14 protein-coding genes are annotated in these 23,785 nt (G+C 66.5%); 7 read left to right on the top strand and 7 right to left on the bottom strand.

All coding sequences use genetic code 11. The annotated features are described in order from the left end of the window. The first annotated feature begins 42 nt into the window (after positions 1 to 42). Together FAZ97_RS04275 and FAZ97_RS04270 are read left to right on the top strand one after the other, a co-directional pair. Positions 43 to 1,527: a glycosyltransferase family 39 protein gene (locus FAZ97_RS04275; protein ID WP_233271631.1), complete on the top strand. Its 1,485-nt coding sequence runs from the start codon at positions 43 to 45 to the stop codon at positions 1,525 to 1,527. 131 nt (positions 1,528 to 1,658) lie between these two features. After that, positions 1,659 to 2,702, top strand: coding sequence for a glycosyltransferase family 2 protein (locus FAZ97_RS04270; RefSeq protein WP_158757345.1), 1,044 nt, complete (start codon positions 1,659 to 1,661; stop codon positions 2,700 to 2,702). Between the two features lie 34 nt (positions 2,703 to 2,736). Here the strand turns inward: FAZ97_RS04270 and msbA are convergent, their stop codons facing one another. After that, entirely contained in the window at positions 2,737 to 4,530 is a 1,794-nt protein-coding gene (gene msbA / locus FAZ97_RS04265; protein WP_233271630.1) for a lipid A export permease/ATP-binding protein MsbA, read from the bottom strand. A gap of 198 nt (positions 4,531 to 4,728) precedes the next feature. On the opposite strand from msbA, the gene FAZ97_RS04260 reads away from it, so the two are divergent. Beyond that, positions 4,729 to 5,508: a glycosyltransferase family 2 protein gene (locus FAZ97_RS04260; protein ID WP_158757343.1), complete on the top strand. Its 780-nt coding sequence runs from the start codon at positions 4,729 to 4,731 to the stop codon at positions 5,506 to 5,508. Here the strand turns inward: FAZ97_RS04260 and dnaE are convergent. Next, a complete protein-coding gene (dnaE, locus tag FAZ97_RS04255; protein WP_158757342.1) occupies positions 5,502 to 9,059 on the bottom strand; it encodes a DNA polymerase III subunit alpha in 3,558 nt (1,185 codons plus the stop codon). The genes FAZ97_RS04260 and dnaE overlap by 7 nt on opposite strands. Before the next feature lie 282 nt (positions 9,060 to 9,341). Between dnaE and FAZ97_RS04250 the strand changes: the two genes are divergently transcribed. After that, positions 9,342 to 10,229, top strand: coding sequence for a sulfurtransferase (locus tag FAZ97_RS04250; protein ID WP_158757341.1), 888 nt, complete (start codon positions 9,342 to 9,344; stop codon positions 10,227 to 10,229). Between the two features lie 9 nt (positions 10,230 to 10,238). Further along, entirely contained in the window at positions 10,239 to 11,162 is a 924-nt protein-coding gene (gene gluQRS, locus FAZ97_RS04245; protein WP_158757340.1) for a tRNA glutamyl-Q(34) synthetase GluQRS, read from the top strand. Between the two features lie 73 nt (positions 11,163 to 11,235). On the opposite strand, the gene FAZ97_RS04240 is transcribed toward gluQRS, so the two are convergent. From FAZ97_RS04240 to purT, 5 genes are all read right to left on the bottom strand, one after another. Further along, positions 11,236 to 12,723 carry a DEAD/DEAH box helicase gene (locus FAZ97_RS04240; RefSeq protein WP_158757339.1) on the bottom strand — a complete coding sequence of 496 codons (1,488 nt, stop codon included), beginning with the start codon at positions 12,721 to 12,723 and terminating at the stop codon, positions 11,236 to 11,238. A gap of 567 nt (positions 12,724 to 13,290) precedes the next feature. Beyond that, the gene (locus tag FAZ97_RS04235) at positions 13,291 to 14,727 is read right to left on the bottom strand and encodes an aldehyde dehydrogenase family protein (protein WP_158757338.1); all 1,437 of its coding nucleotides are present in this window, start codon (positions 14,725 to 14,727) and stop codon (positions 13,291 to 13,293) included. 24 nt (positions 14,728 to 14,751) lie between these two features. After that, positions 14,752 to 16,398, bottom strand: a complete 1,647-nt coding sequence (locus FAZ97_RS04230; RefSeq protein WP_158757337.1) for an acetolactate synthase large subunit — start codon at positions 16,396 to 16,398, stop codon at positions 14,752 to 14,754. Between the two features lie 115 nt (positions 16,399 to 16,513). After that, a complete protein-coding gene (locus FAZ97_RS04225; protein WP_158757336.1) occupies positions 16,514 to 16,921 on the bottom strand; it encodes an MliC family protein in 408 nt (135 codons plus the stop codon). Positions 16,922 to 17,056: 135 nt separating this feature from the next. After that, positions 17,057 to 18,280 (bottom strand): formate-dependent phosphoribosylglycinamide formyltransferase, encoded by a 1,224-nt coding sequence (gene purT / locus FAZ97_RS04220; RefSeq protein ID WP_158757335.1) that lies wholly within the window; start codon positions 18,278 to 18,280, stop codon positions 17,057 to 17,059. A gap of 190 nt (positions 18,281 to 18,470) precedes the next feature. On the opposite strand from purT, the gene FAZ97_RS04215 reads away from it, so the two are divergent. Continuing rightward, complete coding sequence (locus FAZ97_RS04215) at positions 18,471 to 19,154, top strand: META domain-containing protein (RefSeq protein ID WP_158757334.1); 684 nt, start codon at positions 18,471 to 18,473, stop codon at positions 19,152 to 19,154. Between the two features lie 210 nt (positions 19,155 to 19,364). After that, entirely contained in the window at positions 19,365 to 23,768 is a 4,404-nt protein-coding gene (locus FAZ97_RS04210; RefSeq protein WP_158757333.1) for an FtsK/SpoIIIE family DNA translocase, read from the top strand. The last annotated feature ends 17 nt before the right edge of the window (positions 23,769 to 23,785 follow it).

The raw sequence follows: 23,785 nt of genomic DNA, 5'->3' as shown, positions 1-23,785 counted from the left end.
TCCATGTCTGAAACTGCAACTGTCATCCAGCTCGAGTCTGAATTGGACTCGAGCGCTGATCGCCACCGCAACGCGCCATCGCTGCTCTGGCTGTTCCTCGCCCAGGCTCTCGTATGGACGCTCGCCGCCTGGCTCTCGCGCGGCAATCTCGATACCCAGGGGGACATGGTAGAAAACTACGTGTGGGGCGTCGAATGGCAAGCGGGCTACGCGAAACACCCGCCGCTCTTTGCATGGATCACCGCGGCCTGGTTCAAGGTCTTTCCGCACTGGGACATCGCCTATTTCGGGCTCTCGGCGTTCAACGCGATGCTGGGACTGCTCGGCATCGTCGCCCTGGCTGGCCGGTTCCTGCCCCGGCAACTGGCGTTCGCCGCAGGTCTCGCGATGGCCGTTTCACCGCTCTATTCGAACCTCGCCATCAAATTCAACGCGAATTCGGTGCTGCTATCGGTCTGGCCATGGGCGGCTTACTGGTTTGTCCGCTTCATGCAGACCGGCACATGGCGCTCCGCCCTGGCGTTTGGCGCGCTCGCGGGCGCGGCGATCCTCGGGAAATATTTTTCAGTGGTGCTGCTGCTGGCGTTCCTCGTCGCCGCGTTCGCGAGGCCCGCGTGGCGTGCGCGGCTTCTGGACTGGCGCACGCTGATCGCGGCCGCCGCCTTTCTCGCGGTGCTGGCGCCGCATGTGCACTGGCTCGTCACGAATCATTTCCCGACGTTCGGCTATGCAAAAGAGCGCACCGGCGGAACCCTGGTGCACGCAGCCTTGCGGCTCGGCGTCTATACGCTGGCGCAGGCAGGCTATCTGTTGCTGAGCTTCGGGTTTGTCGTCTTCCTGGTTCGCGACCGTCGCGGGGAAGCGGCGCGGCTGATGCTGAAGAGTCTCGTTCGCCCATCGCTGTGCCCGGATCTATGGTGGCTGACGCTGGCGCCCCTGTTCGCGGTAGCGTTTGTCGCGCTCGCCGCGAAGACACAGATGGCTTCGGTATGGGGCATGGCGCAGTGGTTCGCAATCGTCCCCATGTGGCTTGTCGTCCTCAAGACGAACGAGTTCGATCTGGCGCCCAGGCGGTCCGTCAATCTGCTCATCGGCTACTGGCTGCTTGTCCTCGTTGCGACACCTGCCGTGGGCTATATCGGCGCCCTGCGCAATTCCGACGACGCAGCCGAACCGCGCAAGGAACTGGCAGCTTACGCGCAGACGGTGTGGGCGCAGCAGCATGGCGCAGAATCGATCCCCGTCGTCATGGGCTCGGTGCATGAAGCGGAGTCGATTGCGTTCTACAGTTCTGGACATACGCACTACTGGGACATCGTCGAACCCAACCTCACGCCGTGGCTATCGCGTCAGGACGCGATCCGACAAGGCGCGGTGCTGGTGTGCCGCCCGGATGACGCCCACTGTCGCGCGGCTTGTGCGGCGCTCGCCGGCGTACAACCGGTGTCCGTCGACATTCGCAAGCATGCGTGGAACAGGATGCTGCCGTCGCGGCGCTACGTGCTTTATTTCATGCCGCCGCGGTAGCAATATGAGACGTTACAATCTGCGCCGGATACCAGGCGCCATCGACGCCTACCGCGTTTTTGATGGCATCTTGCTCCGGCCCGAGCGCCCAGAAAGCGGGACTTCACCGCGCGCACTCCTTTCACTCGCCTATGAACGACAGCCAGCCCTCCGCACCATCGGCATCACCGCTCGCAAGAACTGCCGAACCGTGCAACGAGCGGCCGCTCGTTTCCGTGCTGCTGATTGCGTTCAACCAGGAAAAGGTGGTCGCCGAAGCCGTGCGCGGCATCCTCGCGCAGACGTGGTCGCCGCTCGAGATCATCCTCTCGGACGACGCATCGAGTGACCGCACCTTCGCCGAGATGGAAGCCGCCGTGAGCGGCTACAGCGGTGCGCATCGTGTCATTGTGCGCCGCAACGATGCGAACCAGGGCATCAGCGCGCACCTTTCACAGCTGGCCGCCATGGCGCAGGGAGAGTTGCTGTTCGTGGCGGCAGGCGATGACTTCTCGCTCCCCACGCGCTGCGAACGGGTCGTCGAGTACTGGCTCGCACACGACCGGCGCCCCGATCTGATCGCCACCGACCTTGCCGACATCGACGAGGCCGGCAACGTCGGCGAGCATATTGCGCCCACCGAACTCGACCGGTACCGCAACCTCGAAGACTGGCTAAGCGAGCGGCCCTGGCTGATCGGCGCGGCGCACGCCTGGTCGCGGCGGCTCTTCGAGCGCTTCGGCCCGATGCTGCCGGGCGCCGCGGCGGAAGACCAGATCATGGTGCTGCGCGCGATCCTTTCGGGCGGCGCGTTGAGTCTGCGCGAGCCGCTCGTGCGCTATCGGCGCGGCGGCATTTCGCGAAAAGCCCGCTATCGATCCGTTCAGGAACAGGTCGCGCGCATGCAGCGCAACAACCGTTACGAACTGGCGGAACTGGTCCAGTTGCAGCGTGACGCAGACACGGCCGGCCTTGGCGCGCGCATGCGCGCGGCGCTCGCGCCGGCGCTTGCGCGCAAGCAGTTCGTACGGGCGATGTTCGAAGCCACGGGAACGGGCGAACGCCTCGCCCTGCTCCTGCGCAGCAACGGGGTGAAGCTGGGCCTGCGCGTGCGGATGTACCTCTATGCCGCCTGCCCCGCGGTTTACGCGCCCGGGATCTGGCTCAAGCGTCTCACCCGCAAGAACGGGCGCTAACGGGCGGCTTGGCCCCCCCGCCCTCGCCCTTCCTTCAAGCCGCGCTCTGCTGGAACTGGATCTTGTGCAGATGGGCGTACAGGCCGCCGTTGTCGAGCAGTTGCTGGTGCGAGCCCGATTCGACGATGTGACCGCCGTCCATCACGAGAATGCGGTCCGCGCGCTCGATGGTCGACAGACGGTGTGCGATCACCAGCGTCGTGCGGCCTTTCATGAGCGTTTCCAGCGCCTCCTGCACGTGGCGCTCCGATTCCGAATCGAGCGCTGACGTCGCCTCGTCGAGAATCAGGATCGGCGCGTCCTTGTAGATTGCGCGCGCAATCGCAAGGCGTTGGCGCTGGCCACCCGAAAACTTCATGCCGTTGTCGCCGACTAGCGTGTCCATGCCGTCGGGCAAGGCCATGACCGTGTCCCACAGATTCGCGGCCTGCAGCGCGCGCTGCACGCGTTCACGATCCGCCGTCTCGCCATAGGCGACATTGTTCGCGACCGTATCGTTGAAGAGCGTCACATCCTGGCTCACCATCGCAATCTGCTTGCGCAGTGCATGCACGTCGTATTCCGCGATCGGTACGCCGTCGACGAGGACCTCCCCGCCCGTTGGGTCGAAAAAGCGCGGCAAGAGATTCACGAGCGTCGTCTTGCCACTGCCCGACGGCCCCGCGAGCGCGATCATCTCGCCCGGCGCAGCCCTAAACGACACGCTGCCGAGGATCGGGCGGCCACCCGGCCCAAACGAGAACGACACCCGGCGAAACTCGATTTCGCCGCGCGCATGATCGAGCCGCTTGCCGCCGCCAACGGGCTCGGCCGGCTCGTCGATCAGGCCGAAGATCAGCTCCGCGGCCGTCATGCCGCGCTGAAGCGGCTGGTTCACGTCGATCAGATGCTTGAGCGGCGAGATGACGAGCAGCATGGACGTCACGAACGCAACGAAGCCGCCGACCGTCGTCTGGTCGTGCGACGCCTGCACCACGGCGATCGTCACGACGACGGCAAGCGCAATCGACGCGAGGAACTGCGTGAGCGGCTGCGCAAGGCCGCCTGAGATCGTCATGCGCATCTGATAGCCGCGCAACCGGCGGCTCATCTCGCCGAAGCGGTCCATTTCGTACTGCTCGCCGTTGTGGACCTTGACGACCTTGTAGCCGCCCACCGTTTCCTCGACGATGTACGACAGATCGTTCGTCAGCAGCTGATGCTCGCGATTCAGCCGTCGCAGCCGCCGGTTGATCTTGCTGACGAGCCAGCCGATGCCGGGCAGCAGCACGGCAACGATGATGGTGAGCCGCCAGTTCAGGTAGAACAGGTAACCGAGCAGGAAGACCACCGTGAGGGAGTCGCGCACGAGCGTGACCATGACACCCATCAGGACGCTCAGGATCTGGTTGACCTCGAACACGATCGCGTTGATGACCGTGCTCGCGGTTTCTCGCTGGAAGAAGCCGACGCTTGCGTGGATCATGCGCTCGAACATCTTGAGGCGAAGGTCCAGCAGAATACGATTCGAGACGTACTGCAGCAGGTAGCCGGACGCGTATTGGGCAAGCCCGCGCACGAGCGACAGGCCGATCACGGCGATCGGCACGAGCCACTTGGCGCTCGGGCTGCCTTTCGTGCCGAAGCCATGGTCGAGCAGCGGCTTGAGCAACGCGGGAATGCCGGCCTCGGTGGCGGCCACCACCGCCATGGCGAGTACGCCTGCGAGCACTACCCAGAAAAGCGGTTTGACATACGGCCAAAGCCGCTGGCCGACCGACGCCGCGGACGTCGCCGTGCCGCTGCCGATCGGCTTGCTGAGAGTGGACTGGGTGGTCTTGTCGCTCAAGGAATCCTCTGGAAATGCAGGTTGTGACTGCCACTGCGAAATGCGGGCTCGAACAGGCGCGCCCAGCGTGCCGTCGCAGCGGTACCGCATTGTATATGGTGGGCGTGGCGGGCGCCCGGGCGCACCCGTATGCGCCGCCCCACTGTGTATACTTGCCGGGCGCGACGCAACGCGCGCTTCTTTCCACAACAAAAGCGCATGAAAAAACCCACGCTCGGCGTCGCCATCATTACGAAGAACGCAGCATTGCGACTCGCGCAATGCCTCGACGCGGCGTCCTTTGCCGACGACATCGTCGTGATCGACGGCGGCAGCACCGACGGCACCGCCGAGATCGCCCGCGAACACGGCGCGCGCGTCATCGAACACGCCGACTGGCCGGGTTTCGGCCCGCAGAAGAACCGCGCGCTCGATACACTCGCCACCGACTGGATCCTTTCAATCGACGCCGACGAGATCGTGACGCCCGAACTGGCGGCTTCGATCCGCGCAGCCATCGCCGCGCCGCAAGCCGACGTCTACGCCGTGGACCGGCTCTCGAGCTTCTGCGGTGCATGGATCCGCCACAGCGGCTGGTATCCCGACTGGATTCCGCGCCTTTTCAGGCGCGGCAAGGCCCGCTTCTCCGACGACCTCGTGCACGAGCGGCTCGTGTTCGACGCGAGCGCCCAACGCCTCACCGGCAAGCTGCTGCACTACTCCTACGAGGACTTCGACGCGGTGCTGCGCAAGCTCGACGCCTATTCCAGCGCAGGCGCCCGCCAGCGAGCGGCGAGCGGCAAAAGCGGCAGCTTTGGCAAGGCGCTCGCGCGCGGAGCCTGGGCGTTCATGCGCACCTACGTGTTACGAGCAGGCTTTCTCGACGGCCGCGCTGGCTTTCAGATCGCCGTATTCAATGCCGAGACGGTGTACTACCGTTTTCTGAAGCTTGCGCTGCTCGCCGAACAAGGCCAGAGCAGCACCAGGCACGTTCAATAAACGATCTCGATCTCACTGCCCGCAAACTCGCCGCGCAGTGCGGCGAGCAGATCGTCGGAGGGCTTGACGCGCCAGGCGTCGCCCAGACGTACTTCGCCTTCGGCCCGATCGTTGCGGTAGGCAATCTGCACCGCGAGTCCGTTCGGGATGACCGCTTGCGCGCGCTCGCCGCGATCGCGCCCGAAGCCGCCGCGGCCACGCGCTTGCGCGGCCGGCGCCGGCAGCGAGTCGTCGGGCTTCGCGCGATACGCTTCGAGCACCGTGCGCAGCGCACCGGCATTGGCGTTGCCGTTCATCTGCAGCTTCACGGCCTGCGCGTAGCGACTGCGCGCGCGCTCGAGGTCCATGACCGTATCGACGGTAAAGCGAATGCCGCCCGTGAATGCGTCATTGCGCGCACCGCCCTGCACGACGAGCAGCTCGTCTTCCTTGAAGAGCGCCTTGTGCGCTTCGAACTGCTCGTTGAACACCGTCACTTCGCACTGGCCGCTGCCGTCGTCGAGCAGCGCGATCAGCATCTTGCCGCGTTGCGTCATTTGCGTGCGCAATGAAGCGATCACGCCCGCGATCAGCTTGTCGCGCCCTTCCTTCAACTCGCCGATCTTCTGGCGCACGAAGCGGCGCACTTCGTCCTTGTAGGCGTCGAAGAGGTGCCCCGAGAGATAGAAGCCGAGCGCGGCCTTCTCTTCCTGAAGCTTGCGCTTCTCGCCCCACGCGGGTTCGTCGACCAGTTCGTGAGCAGCAAGCGGCGCGTCGCCCATGTCGAAGAGGCCCGCCTGCATCGCGTTGGCGCTCGCCTGGTCGGCGGCTTCCATCGCCATTGGCACGGAGGCGAGCAACTGCGCGCGGTTTGCGTGGATCGTGTCGAATGCCCCGGCGCGGATCATCGCTTCGACTGTGCGGCGATTCACAAGGCGACGGTCGATACGCTCGCAGAAGTCGAACAGGTCCTTGAAGGGACCGCCCTCCTCGCGCGCGCGCAAGATTTCTTCGATGGCGTTCTGGCCGCTGCCCTTGATCGCGCCCAGACCGTAGCGGATCGTGCGCGAGCGCTTGCCTTCCGCGACGTTCGCATCGGCCACCGGCTCGAAGCGATACGCCGAAGCGTTCACGTCCGGCGGCAGCACGGCCATCTTGTTGGTCAGGCAGTCCTCGAAGAGGATCTTCACCTTGTCGGTGTCGTCCATGGCGAGCGACATATTCGCCGCCATGAATTCCGCCGGATGGTGCGCCTTGAGCCACGCCGTGTGATACGCGAGCAGCGCATAAGCGGCCGCGTGCGACTTGTTGAAGCCGTAGCCCGCGAACTTCTCCATCAAGTCGAAGGTTTCGTCGGCTTTCTCGCGCGTGAGGCCGTTCTTCGCCGCGCCTTCCGCGAAAATTTCGCGGTGCTTGGCCATTTCCTCGGGCTTCTTCTTACCCATCGCACGGCGCAGCAAGTCAGCGCCGCCAAGCGAGTACCCGCCGATGATCTGCGCCATCTGCATCACCTGCTCCTGGTAGACCATGATGCCGTAGGTCTCTTTCAGGACAGGTTCGACGCGCGGATCGGGGTACTCCACCACTTCGCGGCCGTGCTTACGCGCGCAGAAGCTCGGGATCAGGTCCATCGGACCCGGACGGTACAACGCCACGAGCGCGATGATGTCCTCGAAGCGGTCGGGCTGCGCGTCCTTCAGCATGCCCTGCATGCCGCGGCTTTCCAGCTGGAACACGGCGACCGTGTTGGCCTTCTTGAGGATCTGGAACGACGGCGCGTCGTCGAGCGGCACCTGCGCGAGCGACCAGTCTTGCTTCGACGGATCGAGCATGCGGATATAGCGCTCGGCCCAGTCGAGAATCGTGAGCGTGGTCAGGCCCAGAAAGTCGAACTTCACGAGGCCGACGGCTTCCACGTCGTCCTTGTCGTACTGGCTCACGACGCCGCTTTCGTCGCCCTGCGTGTAGAGCGGGCAAAAATCCGTCAGCTTGCCGGGCGCGATCAGCACGCCGCCCGCGTGCATGCCCACGTTACGCGTGAGACCTTCCACGAGCTGCGCGAGGTCGAGCAGCTGGTGCACTTCGTCTTCGTTGTCGTAGCGCTCCTGCAGGAGCGGCTCTTCCTTCATCGCATCGGCAATCGTGACGTGCTTGCCGGGCTTGAACGGAATGAGCTTGGCCACGCCGTCGGTGAAGTTGTAGCCGAGGTCGAGCACGCGGCCGATGTCACGCACGGCCGCCTTCGCGGCCATCGTGCCGAAGGTCGCGATCTGCGACACCGCGTCGGCGCCGTACTTCTCCTTCACGTATTGAATGACGCGGTCGCGCCCGTGCTGGCAGAAGTCGATGTCGAAGTCGGGCATCGACACGCGTTCCGGATTCAGGAAGCGCTCGAACAGCAGGTTGTAGCGCAGCGGATCGAGGTCGGTAATGCCGAGCGCGTAGGCGACGAGCGAGCCCGCGCCCGAACCCCGGCCAGGGCCCACCGGCACGCCGTTGTTCTTCGCCCAGTTAATGAAGTCCGCAACGATCAGGAAGTAGCCCGGGAAGCCCATCTTGATGATGGTTCCGCACTCGAATTCGAGCCGCTCGTTGTAGCGCGCACGCTCCTGCTCGCGTTCGGCTTCATTGGGATACAGCTGCACAAGGCGCTTTTCGAGGCCTTCTCGCGAAAGCTGCACGAGATAGTCGTCGAGCGACATGCCGTCGGGCGTCGGGAAGAGCGGCAGCTTCGGCTTGCCGAGTTCGAGCGTGAGATTGCAGCGCTTGGCGATTTCGATCGTGTTCGCAATGGCCGACGGAATGTCCGCGAACAGCGCGGCCATTTCTTCCTGCGTGCGAAAACGTTGATCGGTCGTGAAACGCTTCTGGCGGCGCGGATTCGCGAGGATGTCGCCTTCCGAGATGCACACGCGCGCTTCGTGCGCGGTGTATTCCTCGTCGGTCATGAACTGCATGGGGTGCGTGGCGACCACCGGCAGCTTCAGTTGCGACGCGAGCGCGACGGCCTGCTCGACATACTGCTCGCCGCCGGGCTGCCCGCAGCGCTGCAGCTCGATGTAATACGCGTTCGGAAACAGCTTCGCCCAGCGCTGCGCATGGCGCTTCGCGCTTTCGGCATTGCCCGCCGCGAGTGCGAGACCCACGTCGCCCTGTTGCGCGCCCGAGATCGCAAGCAGGCCCTCGGCCAGACCTGCTTCGAGCCATGCAACGTCGACTTCCGCGCGGCCGCGATACTGGTTCGTGAGCCACGCCTTGGACAGCAGCTCGCACAGATTCAAATAGCCGCGCTTGTCCTTCACCAGCAGCAGCAGGCGCGACGGCTTGTCGCGGTCGTCGGGATTCGTGATCCAGACGTCGCAGCCGGCAATGGGTTTGACCCCTTTGCCGCGCGCTTCGCTGTAGAAACGGACGAGGCCGAATGCGTTGCCGAGGTCGGTGAGCGCGAGCGCGCCCTGGCCGTCTTTGGCGGCCGCCTTGACGAGGTCGTCGAGGCGCACGATGCCGTCGGCAATCGAGAATTCGGAATGGACGCGGAGATGGACGAAGCGGGGATCTGACATGGGCGTCATTGTAACTCTAGGGCCACACGATTTTCGGCGCTCGCCGGCATCGAGGCACGACGTTGGCCGTGCGTATAAGACCTTGCGCGAGCGCAGGCCCGTCGCACGGCGTGTCGACTACGCCGCAGGCGGCGCGAGGCGCGATTGAGGGATAATAACGGATTGCGCCCGCCGCGCGCCCTGCCCCAATTCCCGTTTTGGGAGGACCGGCAGCCCAGTTGCACCACGTAAGACAGCACGCGCGCCCGGCTCCAGTTTCACGCGCTTCGATAGCGCCTTATCCGTTGCACCATGCGTATCCTCAATCTTTCCGCTTACCAGTTCGCCACGCTCGAGAAGACCGCCGAATGGCGTCCGCTCGTGCTCGAGCGCTGCCAATCGCTCGATTTGCGGGGCACGATCCTGCTCGCGCCGGAAGGCATCAACCTGTTCGTCGCCGGCGACGAAGGCAACGTGCGCGCCTTCATGGACTACATCAACAATGATCCGCTCTTCGAGGGCAAGTTCGCGACGCTGCGGTTCAAGGAGAGCTTCTCCGAAACGCGGCCCTTCAACCGCATGCTCGTGCGCCTGAAGCGCGAGATCATCACGATGAAGAAGCCCGCGATCCGCCCCGAAGAAGGCCGCGCGCCTTCCGTGGCCCCGGTCGTGCTCAAGCAATGGCTCGACCGCGGCTTCGACGACGAAGGCCGCCCCGTTGTCATGCTCGACACCCGCAACGCGTTCGAAATCGACGTTGGCACCTTTGACAACGCGCTCGACTACCGCATCGACAAGTTCAGCGAATTCCCGGGCGTGATCGAGGCGAACCGCGCGGACCTCGAAGGCAAGACCGTCGTGTCGTTCTGCACGGGCGGCATTCGCTGCGAGAAGGCCGCGATCCACATGAAGGAAGTGGGCATCGAAAGCGTCTACCAGCTCGAAGGCGGCATTCTCAAGTACTTCGAGGAAGTGGGCGGCGCGCACTACACCGGCGACTGCTTCGTGTTCGACCAGCGCACGGCACTCAATCCGCAGCTCGAACCGACCGACACCGTGCAGTGCTTCGCGTGCCGCGCCGTCGTCACGCCGCAAGAGCAGGCTTCGCCGCTCTACGTGGCGGGCAAGAGCTGCCCGGCGTGCCATCCGGAGCGAGCCGGCGCGACGGAAGCAGCGCCGGCGGCCCAGGCGGCCGCTTAAGCGACGCGCGTGAGCGCATCGCCGCAAGGGTATCGCGGGCGCTTCGCGCCCTCACCCACTGGCCCATTGCATTTTGGCTCGCTCGTTTCGGCGCTCGCGAGCTGGCTCGACGCGCGCGCGCATGGCGGCGCGTGGCTCGTGCGCGTGGAGGACATCGACGGCCCGCGCACGGTGCCGGGCGCAGCCGAGGATATCCTCGCGACGCTCGAACGCTTCGGCTTTCACGCGGACGAACCGCCCGAATGGCAAAGCCGCCGCATCGATCTGTACCGCGCGGCGCTCGACCGGCTGATCGCCTCGGGTCATGTGTATCCATGCGGCTGCACACGCAAGGAAATCGCCGATTCGCAATTGCGCGCGCACCAGCGCAACACCACGCTGATCTATCCGGGTACCTGCCGCGACGGCCTGCACGGCAAGCCTGCACGCGCGTGGCGCCTGCGCGTGCCCGACGACGTTCCCTCCAGTGCCGAAAACCCCGCGCTGATCCGCTTCGACGATCGCTGGCAGGGTTCGCAGCGACAAGACCTCGCGACCGAAGTCGGCGATTTCGTGCTCCTGCGCGCGGACGGCCAATGGGCCTATCAGCTCGCCGTTGTCGTCGACGACGCCGAACAACGCATCACGCACGTGGTGCGCGGCGCGGACCTGCTCGACTCGACGGCGCGGCAAATCTGGCTTCAGCAGTGTCTTGGCGTGCCAACGCCCGCCTACCTTCACGTGCCCGTCGTGACGAACGCGGAAGGGGAAAAGCTCTCGAAGCAGACCGGAGCGCAAGCGCTCGATGCGTCACGTCCGCTGGGAGCGCTGATAGCCGCGGCACGGCACCTCGGACTCGCGTTGCACGATCCCGCGCCGGCGACGCTCGAAGCGTTCCAGCGAGACGCAATCGATGCGTGGCAGCGGCGGCTCGCACAATTGCCAGCCACCTAAACAAAAACGGCATGTCGTTGAAGGCGACATGCCGTTTTATCGTTGCGCCGCGCAACTTCTCGCGCGCTCAAACTCAGCTCGACGAAGACGACGTCGGCTTATTGCGCCACGACGCGCCAAGACCGCCCAACAGCGCCGCGAGCGGCTGCTTCGACTGCTGTTTTTGCGGTGCGGCGTTCGCGGGCTTGTCGTCCGCCTTGCTGCGCGCGTTCGCCGAGGGCTCGTAGGGCTTCAGGAAAAAGTCGTCGACGGGCTGCGAACGATGATGATGCGGGCGGTCGAACGACGCCGCACGGCGGTGCGTACCGCGCTCGCCACGTTCCCCGCGCCCTTCGCGGCTTTCATGGCCATCGCGCTCGCGGCGGCGGCTGCCCCCTTCGTGATGCGGCACCGGCACGTCGACCACGAGGCGCTCCACGGTCAGCGGACGCTTGATGAGCTTCTCGATATCGGCGAGCTGCTTCTTCTCGTTCGGGCTGCACAGCGAAAGCGCGTCACCCGAGGCACCCGCGCGGCCCGTGCGGCCGATACGGTGCACGTAGTCTTCAGCGTTGAAAGGCAGGTCGAAGTTGATGACGGCGGGCAGTTCGGCGATGTCGAGGCCGCGCGCGGCCACGTCGGTCGCCACGAGCGCTTCGATTTCGCCGCGCTTGAAGGCGTCGAGCGCCTGCATGCGCTCGCTCTGCGTGCGGTCGCCGTGAATTGCCGCGGCCACGATGCCCTGCTTCTCGATCTGGCGGGCCAGGCGGCTCGCGCCGATCTTGCTGTTGCAGAACACGATGACCTGTTTGAGGCCGCGGTCGCGGATCAGCTGAACGACCGCGCCGGTCTTGTCGCCCTCGGCGACTTCGTACACGACCTGCGTGACGTTGGTCGCCGTGGAATTGCTGCGCGCCACCTCGATGGTCTGCGGCGAGCGCAGATAGGTCGCGGCAAGCTTCTTGATCTCGCCAGAGAACGTGGCCGAGAACAGCAGCGTCTGGCGCTCCTTCGGCAGCAGGTTCAGGATGCGCTGCAGGTCGGGCAGGAAGCCCATGTCGAGCATGCGGTCGGCTTCGTCGAGCACGAGCATCTGCACCTGGCCCAGGCTCGTGGTCTTTTGCTGCACATGGTCGAGCAGGCGGCCAGGCGTGGCGATCAGGATTTCCACGCCGCGGCGCAGCTCGTCGGACTGCGGATTCATGTCGACGCCGCCGAACACCACCGCGCTGCGCAGCGGTGTGTGCTGCGCGTAGGTGCGCACGTTGTTGGCGACCTGATCGGCCAGTTCGCGCGTAGGCGTGAGAATCAGCGCGCGCACCGGATGGCGTGCGGGCGAAGCGCTCGTATTCGCCATCGGCAGGAGGCGTTGCAGGATCGGCAGCGAGAAACTCGCGGTCTTGCCCGTGCCGGTTTGCGCGGCGCCCATCACGTCGCGGCCCGTGAGCACCACGGGAATCGCCTCCGCCTGGATGGGCGTAGGCGTCGTGTAGCCCTGCTCCTTGATGGCCCGGAGAATTTCGGGGGCCAGACCAAACTGGTCAAAGTTCGCAGTGCTGGGCGTGACGGCTGTGTCGGACATGGTGGCTTCGCTATAAAGGCGCTATTCGCGCAAGGCGCGGAAGCGCCTCAAAAGGTCACTGCTGGGCATTGCAGGTCGATGCAAAGGCGCCGGACAATACGTCAGGCGGCCCTGCGGCGACGGGCGGAACGCACGCCCGCAGGGGCCCCCCGGCAACGAACGGCCCGGGATGGCCCGTGGACGACGAGAGAATTTGCCGGGGACGGGGCGCTGGCTCCGTCGCCGCGCTCGCTCGGGTTCAACCCGGCCAGACTCGCTCGATTCCAGATGGTCCCGGCGCCGGCGTCGTCTATCGACTGACGCGCGCACCGGATTCGTCAAAACGGCTCGACCGGCTTTTCAAGCCAATCCAGCAAGCCTCGGGGCGGCTTGCTACCCGCTTGCTACCAGCGTACAGCCGGCGTTCTGCTTGCCCCTTGCAGCAGGCGCAAAGGGCCGAAAGGCCGGTATTGTAGCACCTTGGCATAAATCCCTATGGCAGCAGGCCATGCGTTCTGCAACGCGGCGCACGAGAACACCCCGTGCGCCATGCGGCCAGGCATCGCACCCTTTTTGTCGGGCCGCTGCTCACCACGTCTCGCGCATCACCATCAGCCGCAGCTCGGTCATGTCCTCGATCGCGTAGCGCACGCCCTCACGCCCGAGGCCGGAGTCCTTCACGCCGCCGTACGGCATGTTATCAACGCGAAATGACGGAATATCGTTGACCACGACGCCGCCCACGTCGAGGCCGTCCCACGCGCGATGCGCGTTGGCGAGCGAGTCGGTAAACACACCGGCCTGCAGGCCGAAATCGCTGTCGTTGACGATCTCCAACGCACGGCCGAAGTCGTCGAAACGCTCCAGGATCGCGACCGGCCCGAACGCCTCCTTGCGATAGAGGTCGGTGTCGCGGCCCACGTCTTCGAGCAGCGTGGCCTCGAACATCGCGCCGTCCACCTTGCCGCCCGCAATGATCTTCGCACCTGCGAGCACCGCGCTCTCCATCCAGCCGGCGAGGCGCTTCGATTCGGACTCGGAGATCATCGGCCCGACGAAGGTTTTTTCGTCCTTCGGGTCGCCCATCTTCAGCGTTTTGACCTTGGCGATGAGCTTCTCGCGCAGCGAGTCGTAAAGCGACGCGTGCACGAGAATGCGCTGCACGCCGATGCAGCTCTGCCCCGACTGGTAGTACGCGCCGAACGCGAGGCGATCGACGACGTAGTCGAGTTTGCCGCCCTGATCGGCGTCGACAATGGCCGCCGCATTGCCGCCCAGCTCCAGCACCACCTTCTTCTTCCCGGCCTTCTTCTTGAGGTCCCAGCCCACCGCGGGCGAGCCCGTGAACGAGAGCAGCTTGAAGCGCTCGTCGGTCGTGAAGAGGTCGGCGCCGTCGCGGTGCGCGGGCAGGATCGAGAACGCGCCCTTGGGCAGATCCGTTTCCGCCAGCACCTCGCCGATGATGAGCGCGCCCACCGGCGTGCGGCTCGCGGGCTTCAACACGAACGGCACACCGGCCGCGAGCGCAGGCGCGACCTTGTGCGCCGCCAGGTTGAGCGGGAAGTTGAACGGCGAGATGAACGAGCACGGCCCGATCGGCACGCGCTTCACGTAGCCGTGATAGCCCTTCGCGCGTGCCGAAATCTCGAGGTTCACGATCTCGCCGTCGATGCGCACACTCTCTTCGGCGGCGACGCGGAACGTGTCGATGAGACGCGTGGCCTCGCCGCGCGAGTCGTTGATCGGCTTGCCCGCCTCGATGCACAGCGCCATCGCCAGCTCGTCGAAGCGCTCGCGAAAGCGCGCCACGCAATGATCGATCACGGCCTGGCGCTTGTACGGCGGGAACGCGCGCATGGCGGGCATGGCGGCTTCGGCGGCGGCGATGGCCTGGTCGATCGCTTTCGCGTCGGCGAGGGCGACGCGCGTGGCGACTTCGCCGCTGTATTTATCGGTGACTTCGAGGTCGGTGTTGGCGGCGACGGCCTCGTTGGCCAGGTAGTACGGATAAGTCGGTTTGAGCATGACGGGTTCTCCGTAAATACAGCGTCAAAGCTGCGCGCTCAGGCGCTTGATGTCGCGGTTGAGCACGCGCTCGTTGTCCGAATAATCGATCGGCACGTCGATCAGATGCACGCCCGGTTGGGCGAGACACTGCTCGACGAGCGGCTTGAATTCGTCCGCCGAGCCCACGCGGTGGCCATGCGCACCGTAGCTCTGCGCATAGTCGACGAAATCGGGGTTCTGCAGCGTCATCCCGTAGTCGGGGAAATTCATGTTTTCCTGCTTCCAGCGGATCATGCCGAACGCGTCGTCGCGCAGCAGCAGCACGACGAGATCGAGCTTCAGGCGCACCGCCGTCTCCAGCTCCTGCGAATTCATCATGAAGCCGCCATCGCCGCACACGGCCACGACCTTGCGCTGCGGATGCACGATCTTGGTGGCGATGGCCGAGGGCAGCCCCGCGCCCATCGAGGCGAGCGCGTTGTCGAGCAGGATCGAATTGGGCTCGCGCGCGCGGTAGTAGCGGGCGAACCAGATCTTGTACATGCCGTTGTCGAGGCACAGGATGCCGTCCTCGGGCATCGCGTCGTACACGTCGTGCACGAGCCGCACCGGGTACAGCGGAAAGCGCTCGTCGTGCTGACCTTTGGCGAGGTGCGCCTCGAAATGGCGCTTGATCTCCTCGAAGCGGGCAAAGTCCCATGCGTGCTCGCGCGACTTGAGGCTTTCCTTGAGCTGCCACACGGCGTTGGCGATGTCGCCCACGACCTCGATCTGCGGGAAATACACGGGGTCGACTTCCGCCCCAAGAAAATTCACGTGAATGACGGTTTTCTCTTCCGCGCTGCGCATGAAAAACGGCGGCTTTTCGATCACGTCGTGGCCGACGTTGATGATGCAGTCGGCGTGCTCGATCGCGCGGTGCACGAAGTCGCCGTCCGAGAGCGTGGCGTTGCCGAGCCACAGCGGATGCGATTCGTCGATCACGCCCTTGCCCATCTGCGTGGTGAAAAACGGGATGCCGGTTTCGTCGACGAATTCGCGCAGCACGTTGCGCGTGGTCTTGCGGTTTCCGCCCGCGCCGATCATGAGCAGCGGATGGCGCGCCTTGCAGATCGCCCCGACGGCGTGGGCCACGGCCTTTTCCTCGGCCACGGGCCGGCGGCTGAAGCTTTTGGGAATGGGCTTGCCGTCGCCCTCTTCGTCGGCCACGTCTTCGGGCAGTTCGAGATGCACGGCGCCGGGCCGCTCCTGCTCGGCCTGGCGAAACGCCTCGCGCACGAGCGCCGGAATATTGCCGATGGAGACGATCTGCCGCGCGTACTTGGTGAGCGGCTCCATCATGCGCACCACGTCGACGATCTGGAAGTGGCCCTGCTTGCTCGACTTGATGGGCTTCTGGCCCGTGACCATCAGCATGGGCATGCCGCCTAGCTGCGCGTAGGCGGCGGCGGTCACGAAGTTGGTGGCGCCTGGGCCGAGCGTGGCGAGGCACACGCCGGTGCGGCCCGTCAGCCGGCCGTAAGTGGCGGCCATGAAGCCCGCGGCCTGCTCGTGGCGCGTGACGATCAGACGAATCTTCGAGCGCCGCAGCGATTCGAGCAGATCGAGGTTCTCTTCCCCCGGAATACCGAACACATACTCGACGCCTTCTGCTTCGAGCGCCTTCACGAACAGATCCGATGCTTTCATCGACCACCTCGTTGGCAAGAGCGTGGCCGGCGGCGCGGACGGCAGCCGGCCTTCGCGAACAGGCCGACAGGTTACTCCCGCGAGGCGGAATGTGTCGTGAAGCGTGCGTGGGGCGTTAGCGCATGATCGTCGCGCAACCCGAGAGCACCGGCTTCGGACTCGCGTCGGACGTGACGTCGTAGAGATCCGCGCCGGGGCCCTTGGTCCACCATGTGTAGCGGTCGGCGACGTACTTCACGCCCGAGGCGGCGATCACGCCGACGAAAAGAAGCTTGCGGCCTTCCACGGGTACGAGCGCGAAGCTCTGGCCGTTCGCCGCGTTGAGATACGTGACCTTGAAGGTCTTGCTGTTTGCGCAGGTGTAGCTGAACGTGTGGCGCGATTGCACCTGGATGTCGCGCACCTCGAGCGGGGCCGCGTTCGCCGCGCCCAGGTGCAGCGCGGCGGTGAGACCGCATGCTGTCAGCGCGAGCGCGCCGCCCGACCTGAGTGCGCGGATTGCGCCGCTTCGACCATCGATCATCGTGTTCTCCGTGTGTTGCGTTGCTCCCGCGCACCACGCCGCCTGGCATTCACGTGCGGAGGGTGGGCTCACACGATAACCGGCACGCGCGACGGCCGCCTTGCGCGTGGCCGACGCACCGTGCCGGCCGCACGCTCACTGCGCGGCTTCGCCCGGCACCGGACGCACCGCCGCGGCCGCTTCGCGGGCGCGCGAGCGGGCCTCGTCGGTGTCGGCGCCCGTGGCGAGCGCGACGCCCATGCGGCGCTTCACGAAGCTCTCCGGCTTGCCGAAGAGGCGCAGGTCGGCGCCCGGCACAGCCAGCGCCTCGGCGACACCTTCAAAAGCGATGCCGCGCGCGTCCATGCCGCCGTAGATCACGGCCGATGCGCCCGGACCGCGCGCCGTCGTATCGACGGGCAGACCGAGAATCGCGCGCGCGTGCAGTTCGAACTCGGAGAAGCGCTGCGACGCGAGCGTGACGAGGCCCGTGTCGTGCGGGCGCGGGCTCACTTCCGAGAACCACACCTCGTCGCCCCGCACGAACAATTCCACGCCAAACAGGCCTCGGCCGCCCAGCGCCTCGGTCACCTTGTGCGAGATCTCGCGCGAGCGCTCGAGCGCCTTCGCGCTCATCGGCTGCGGCTGCCACGATTCGACGTAATCGCCGTCCACCTGGAGGTGGCCGATCGGATCGCAGAAGTACGTTTGCACCTGGCCGCTGGCCGGGTCGATCGCGCGGACGGTGAGCTGCGTGATTTCATAGTCGAAGTTGATGAAGCCCTCGACGATCACGCGCCCGCGATTCACGCGCCCGCCCGCGAGCGCGTATTCCCAGGCGCGCTCAACGTCGGCGTCGCTGCGCACGACCGACTGCCCCTTGCCCGACGAAGACATCACCGGCTTCACCACGCACGGGCAACCGACCTTGGCGACGCCGGCCTTCAGCTCGTCGAGCGAATCGGCAAACGCGTAGGGCGAGGTGGCGAGGCCGAGTTCCTCGGCGGCGAGGCGACGGATGCCCTCACGGTTCATCGTGAGCTGCGCGGCGCGCGCGGTCGGGATCACCTCGGCGACACCTTCGGATTCGACGGCGGCGAGCGCGTCGGTGGCGATCGCTTCGATTTCGGGCACGACGAGATGCGGGCGCTCGGCGTCGATCAGCGCGCGCAGCGCCTTGGGATCGGCCATGTCGATCACGTGCGCACGATGCGCGACTTGATGGCCCGGCGCGTTTTCGTAGCGGTCGACGGCGATCACCTCAACGCCGAGACGTTGCAGCGCGATGATCACTTCCTTGCCAAGCTCGCCCGCGCCGAGCAGCATGACACGGGTGGCGGAAGCGGAAAGCGGCGTGCCGATGCGGGGGCGGGTTTGCATGATGTCTCCAGAATGGCGGTATGGCGCAAATGCGTAAGAGGGCCGATGTTAACACGCGGCATTGCCGCGGCGAGGCGCTTTGGCAAGCCCGCGACCGCCGTATTCAAGCGCCTTGCGCGCACGTTTGCGCTCGCATGCTGCAACGCGGTGCGTTACGCTTACGCCTTCGCCGATTACGAGGAACGATGCGATGCCTATCAGCCACACGTCGAGCCAGACGCAAAGCCAGACGCCGAGCCAGAGTCCGCGCGTGAATTCGCGCCAGCGCCTGCGCGCGGCCCAAGGCGTATTCGCGCGAAAGCTGGCCTCGCGCACGGCGATGCTCGCTGCGGCCCTGCTCGTGTGCGCGTGCAAGCTGCCGGTGCACACGGACGCCTCCGCGCCGCTGCCCGATCCTTTCAACCCCGCCACGACCCAGCTGCTCGACAACACGCACTGGCAGCTCACGGAGTGGAAGCGCGCCGACGGCACGCTGCGCGCCGTGCCGGGCCCGAACGCCGACGCCGGCAACACCGAAAACCCGGACGCCCGCCCCATCACGCTCGACCTCTCGACCGAGAGCGGCCAGCGCCGCGCAAGCGGCTTCTCGGGCTGCAACCGCTATTTCGGCGCCTATGCGCTGAAGAGCGGCCTGCTCTCGTTCAGCCAGCTCGGCGGCACGCGCATGGCCTGCATCGGCGCGGGCGGCGAGATCGAGGGGGCTTATCTGGAAGCGCTCTCGCATATCGCGCGCTCGGGCGTGCAGATGCGCCCTCCGCGATCGCTCTTTCTTGTACTCGAAAACGGCGACCGTCTGACGTTCGCCGAGCAAGGCGGCGAGCCCAAGGCCGGCGACACGCCCGGCGCCGCCTCCGACACCAAACCGGCGCAGTGAGGCTGCCCGCATGAACCGCCGCGCCCTTGCCCGGCGCGGCTCTTTTTTTGTTGCGCGCGAACCAAAACAGCGCGCGCAGGGTCTTTGGCGTGTCGGGCGCGCAACGACCGCCGGGCTGAGCGCAACACTGCGCTCAACTGGATGGCGGAGCGCAGGGGCCGAGCGGTTACACTCCACACGTCTCACACCTTCTCTACGTACATCTTCGGCATGCACACGGTAGTTCCTGGCTGGTTCGGCGTTTCGGCCGTCTGGTTCATCCCTCTGATCTGGCGTCTCGTCAAGTCCGTGCTGCCCGGCGGCGCGGGTCTGCGCGGCCCGGGCACGATCCGGCTGTGGCTCGGCTTCGTTGGCGTGCTCGTCGCAAGCTGCGCGCTCGAGGCGACGCTGCTCGACATCGCCGGTTTCGATGCGCTCGGCCATGCGCTTGCGGGCGGGCTCGGCAAGCTCATCGGCCACGTGGCCGCGCCGCTCGCCATGTTGGCGCTCCTCATCGTGAGCTTGCCGTGGCTGCTCGACTTCCATTGGCGCGAATTCCTCGCCTGGGCCGACATCTCGCTCGGGCTCGGCCTGAACATTCGCGCCGCGCGCGAGACCGACGAGAGCCCGCGCCGCGAACGCCGCAGCCGCCGCGTCGCAGCCGAAGAGGGACTTCCCACCCATAGCGCCGCCACCGTCAACCCGCCGATGCCCGACGACGGCACGCGACGCAAGCGGCCGACGATCTGGCGCCCGCCTGCACGCGAGGGTCGCGAAGGTCGCAATAACCCGCGCACAGCCGGCGCGATGGCCGCGGGAGCGGGCGCAGCGTCGACCGCTCCCGCTGCACAGGACGCTTTTGCGGACGGCGCGCCGCGGCATGCCGAACCAGGCTTTCGCGGTCCCGCCGATCCCGCCGCGGCATGGGCACGTACCGAGCCGACCGCTGCAGCCGACTGGCTGCGCGGCACGCGTGCACCGGTACAAACGCCCCCTGTCGCTGCGCCGCGTGCACCGATGGAGCCTGCGCGTACGCCGTTGCACCAGGGCGCGCCGCTCGGCGACCCGCGCCGCCAGCCGGCGCGTGGCGCAGGCACTGTCTCAGATATGGCGGCCGCGCCGGGCATCCCCGCTCAACCCAATGCGCCGTGGCGCCCTGAGCCCGGCCCTGCCCGGCCTGCGATGAGCACCGCGATGGCGGCCGCGCGCACGGCTTCGGCCGCGGTGCACGGTGCGCCGCTCGCGGCGGGTGCCGCCGCCGCTGCGGCCGCCGCGCGCAGTGCCGCGTTCGGCTCGCCGCCGGCACCGCTCGATCCGTTGACTTCACCATTCGCACAGCCCGTCACGCCACGCCGCACGGCGCCGCCGCCGGCGGCGGGCAGCACGGCCGCGCGTGCCGCGGCCGCCGCACCGCCGCGCGTCGCGAAGCCGCCGCGCCCGTACGTGTGGCAGGGGCAGCCCGCGCGCGTGAACCCGCGCCCGCCCATGGCCACGCCGCGCACTGCGCCGTTCGGCTCGCAACTGGTCGACACCACGCCCGCTACGCCAGCCTACTCGCGCCCAGCGTCCACCGGCGCGTCGCAGGCGGAAGCGCCGCTGTCGATGAGCGTGCTCGAGACGTTGCGATCGATCGAAGAGAACGCGGCACGCTGGACGACTCTTGCCGGCGCGAGCCTCGCACGGCGCACCCTCGACGAAGCGGGCCCGCTCGCGGCCGAAGCGGAAGCGCACGCGCAATTCCCGATCGCACCGCCAGACATATCGAAGACGGCGGCGCCGGTGACGCCTTCGGACGAATCGCCGGAAACGACGTTCGCTCCGGTCACGCAGCCAGACGGAGAATACGTCGCGCCAAACCTGGGCCTGCGATCGTTCGAGGACGTGCGCGCCACACTGCAACCGCAAGACACGTCCACAGGCTGGACGCCCGCTGCGCAAGCAGCCCCCTCCCCCGCCGAGACTCACCGCCCCATGGTGTCCGAGCCGAAGCCGGTTAGCACCGGCTACGCGGCTGAGCCAACTTCGTGGCAACCGGTGCATACGCATGTGGACGAATCCACGCAAGGCGCATTGAGCGCGGCGACGCGCGTCGACCCGGTGCAAGCTGCGGCGTCGGACGCCACAACGCCGTCGTCCTGGCCCACGCTGGATCACGGCATGCCGTGGATCCTGCTCGACGACGAACCGTCGGCCGCCGCGCCCACGGAGAGCCACGCCGCCGAGCCGTTCTACACGTTCACGCCTGCGCCGGTGCAGGACCAGGCGCCCGCGCCTGCGGTGGCGGTTCCTCCGATTGCGCCAGCGCCAGCAGCAACGCAAACACCGGTTGCAGGGAGCGCGCAACCCGCTCCAGCCGAAGCGCAGGATGCGCACGACACATCGGCCGAGTCGAACATCGTGCACTTCCCCCGCTTCGCTCGCGAGGCACAACCGGGGACCGCCCCGGCGCCTGTGCATCACGCAACGCCGATTAACGAGCAACCGCTTGACGTAAGCACTCGCACCGGGTTTGTGGATACGGCATCAGAGGCGATCCGCGACGAATCGGCCTACGGCACTTACGGCAGCGCGTTCGAAACGTCCGCGCGCGCGACGCCCGCCCATGTCGCACCCACGGTCGCGCATGCCGCTCCCGCAACGCCGTTCGACGCAGCGCCTTCGTCGGCGATGGAACAAAGGGCGAGCGAGACTTTCGCCCCTATTGCGCGCATCGTCGATCAGCCCACTGCGTCTTTCGATGAAGCGCCTGAGATTGCGAACGCGGCAATTGAAGCCTTGCCGGCAATGGATGCGCCGGCAACCCAGGCACCGGCTTTCGACGCGACGCCCCTGCCTCCAGAGCAGCAAACGCCGGCACCCGTTGCAACGCCGCCGTGGGTCGCCGAACCGCTGCCGGAAAACCGTCCTGCACCGGCCGAAGCCACGTTCACGTCGAACCCGTCGCATCCCGCAGCGCCGGTGAGCACGCCGATCGCGGCACCCTACCCCGCCATCGCGACCGAACCCAGCGCTGCGAGCGTCGGCTTCGACTCCGAACCCGAAGTCATCGAAGCACCCGAAGCCGTCGAGGCCCCCGAACCCGTAGTCCAGCGCCCCGCCGTGCGCGGCCACGCGCCCACGGCCTTCGCGTTCGAGCCGCTTAGCGCATCGGCGGTCGAACTGCCGGGGCTCGAACTGCTCGAGCGCGCGTCGTCCGAAGCCGAGCCTGTCTCCGAGCAGAAGCTCGCCGAAACGAGCCAGCTCATCGAGCAGCGTCTCCAGGAGTTCAAGGTCCCCGTGACGGTGGTTGGCGCGTCGGCGGGCCCCGTGATCACGCGCTTCGAGGTGGAGCCCGCGCTCGGCGTGCGCGGCAGCCAGATCGTCGGCCTCATGAAGGACCTCTCGCGCGGCCTCGGCCTCACGTCGATCCGCGTGGTCGAAACGATCCCCGGCAAGACCTGCATGGGCCTCGAATTGCCGAACGCGCGCCGCCAGATGATCCGCCTCTCCGAGATCCTCGAATCGGCGCCGTACCATCGCTCGCAATCGAAGCTCACGATCGCGATGGGCAAGGACATTGTCGGCCATCCGATCGTCACGGACCTCGCCAAGGCGCCGCACATGCTCGTGGCCGGCACGACCGGTTCGGGCAAGTCGGTGGCGATCAACGCGATGATCCTCTCGCTCCTCTACAAGGCGACGCCCGAGGACGTGCGGCTCATCATGATCGACCCGAAGATGCTCGAGCTTTCCGTGTACGAAGGCATTCCGCATCTGCTCGCGCCGGTCGTCACCGACATGAAGCTCGCCGCCAACGCGCTTAACTGGTGCGTGGGCGAGATGGAGAAACGCTACCGGCTGATGTCGGCGGTGGGCGTGCGCAATCTCGCGGGCTTCAACCAGAAGATCCGCGATGCCGAGGCGCAGGAAAAGAAGATCGGCAACCCGTTCTCGCTCACGCCGGAGGCGCCCGAGCCGCTTTCGCCGCTGCCGATGATCGTGGTCGTGATCGACGAACTCGCCGACCTCATGATGGTCGCGGGCAAGAAGATCGAAGAATTGATCGCGCGTCTCGCGCAGAAGGCGCGCGCGGCCGGCATCCACCTGATCCTCGCGACGCAGCGTCCTTCCGTGGATGTGATCACCGGTCTCATCAAGGCGAACATTCCGACCCGCGTGGCGTTCCAGGTGTCGTCGAAAATCGACTCGCGCACGATTCTCGACCAGATGGGCGCGGAGTCGCTGCTCGGTCAGGGCGACATGCTGTTCCTGCCGCCGGGCACGGGCTACCCGCAGCGCGTGCACGGCGCGTTCGTTGCCGACGAGGAAGTGCACGCCGTAGTGGAGTATCTGAAGCAGTTCGGCGAGCCCGAATACGTCGAAGGCATTCTCGACGGCCCGGCTTCCGAAGGCGCGCCGCAGGACCTCTTCGGCGACTCGCCCGACGCCGAGGCCGACCCGCTTTACGACGAGGCCGTGGCCTTCGTCGTGCGCACGCGGCGCGCGTCGATCTCGTCGGTGCAGCGGCAATTGCGCATCGGCTACAACCGCGCCGCGCGTCTGGTCGAGCAAATGGAAGCGGCGGGCCTCGTCTCGCCGATGGGCATCAACGGCAGCCGCGAAGTGCTCGTGCCAGGCGGCGGCCAGAGCGAATAAAAAAGGCGCGAAACGCG

It is taken from the genome of Paraburkholderia acidiphila (genome assembly GCF_009789655.1).
GTDB classification, from domain to species: Bacteria; Pseudomonadota; Gammaproteobacteria; order Burkholderiales; family Burkholderiaceae; genus Paraburkholderia; species Paraburkholderia acidiphila.
This window is presented reverse-complemented; position numbering and strand designations above follow the sequence as displayed.

Coding starts and splice junctions, on each gene's coding strand:
- FAZ97_RS04235 (WP_158757338.1), bottom strand. CDS start 14,727: ATGCTCAAACCGACTTATCCGTACTACCTGGCCAACGAGGCCGTCGCC.
- FAZ97_RS04225 (WP_158757336.1), bottom strand. CDS start 16,921: ATGATCGATGGTCGAAGCGGCGCAATCCGCGCACTCAGGTCGGGCGGC.
- FAZ97_RS04210 (WP_158757333.1), top strand. CDS start 19,365: ATGCACACGGTAGTTCCTGGCTGGTTCGGCGTTTCGGCCGTCTGGTTC.
- FAZ97_RS04250 (WP_158757341.1), top strand. CDS start 9,342: ATGCGTATCCTCAATCTTTCCGCTTACCAGTTCGCCACGCTCGAGAAG.
- FAZ97_RS04215 (WP_158757334.1), top strand. CDS start 18,471: ATGCCTATCAGCCACACGTCGAGCCAGACGCAAAGCCAGACGCCGAGC.
- FAZ97_RS04240 (WP_158757339.1), bottom strand. CDS start 12,723: ATGTCCGACACAGCCGTCACGCCCAGCACTGCGAACTTTGACCAGTTT.
- dnaE (WP_158757342.1), bottom strand. CDS start 9,059: ATGACGCCCATGTCAGATCCCCGCTTCGTCCATCTCCGCGTCCATTCC.
- FAZ97_RS04270 (WP_158757345.1), top strand. CDS start 1,659: ATGAACGACAGCCAGCCCTCCGCACCATCGGCATCACCGCTCGCAAGA.
- FAZ97_RS04230 (WP_158757337.1), bottom strand. CDS start 16,398: ATGAAAGCATCGGATCTGTTCGTGAAGGCGCTCGAAGCAGAAGGCGTC.
- FAZ97_RS04260 (WP_158757343.1), top strand. CDS start 4,729: ATGAAAAAACCCACGCTCGGCGTCGCCATCATTACGAAGAACGCAGCA.
- purT (WP_158757335.1), bottom strand. CDS start 18,280: ATGCAAACCCGCCCCCGCATCGGCACGCCGCTTTCCGCTTCCGCCACC.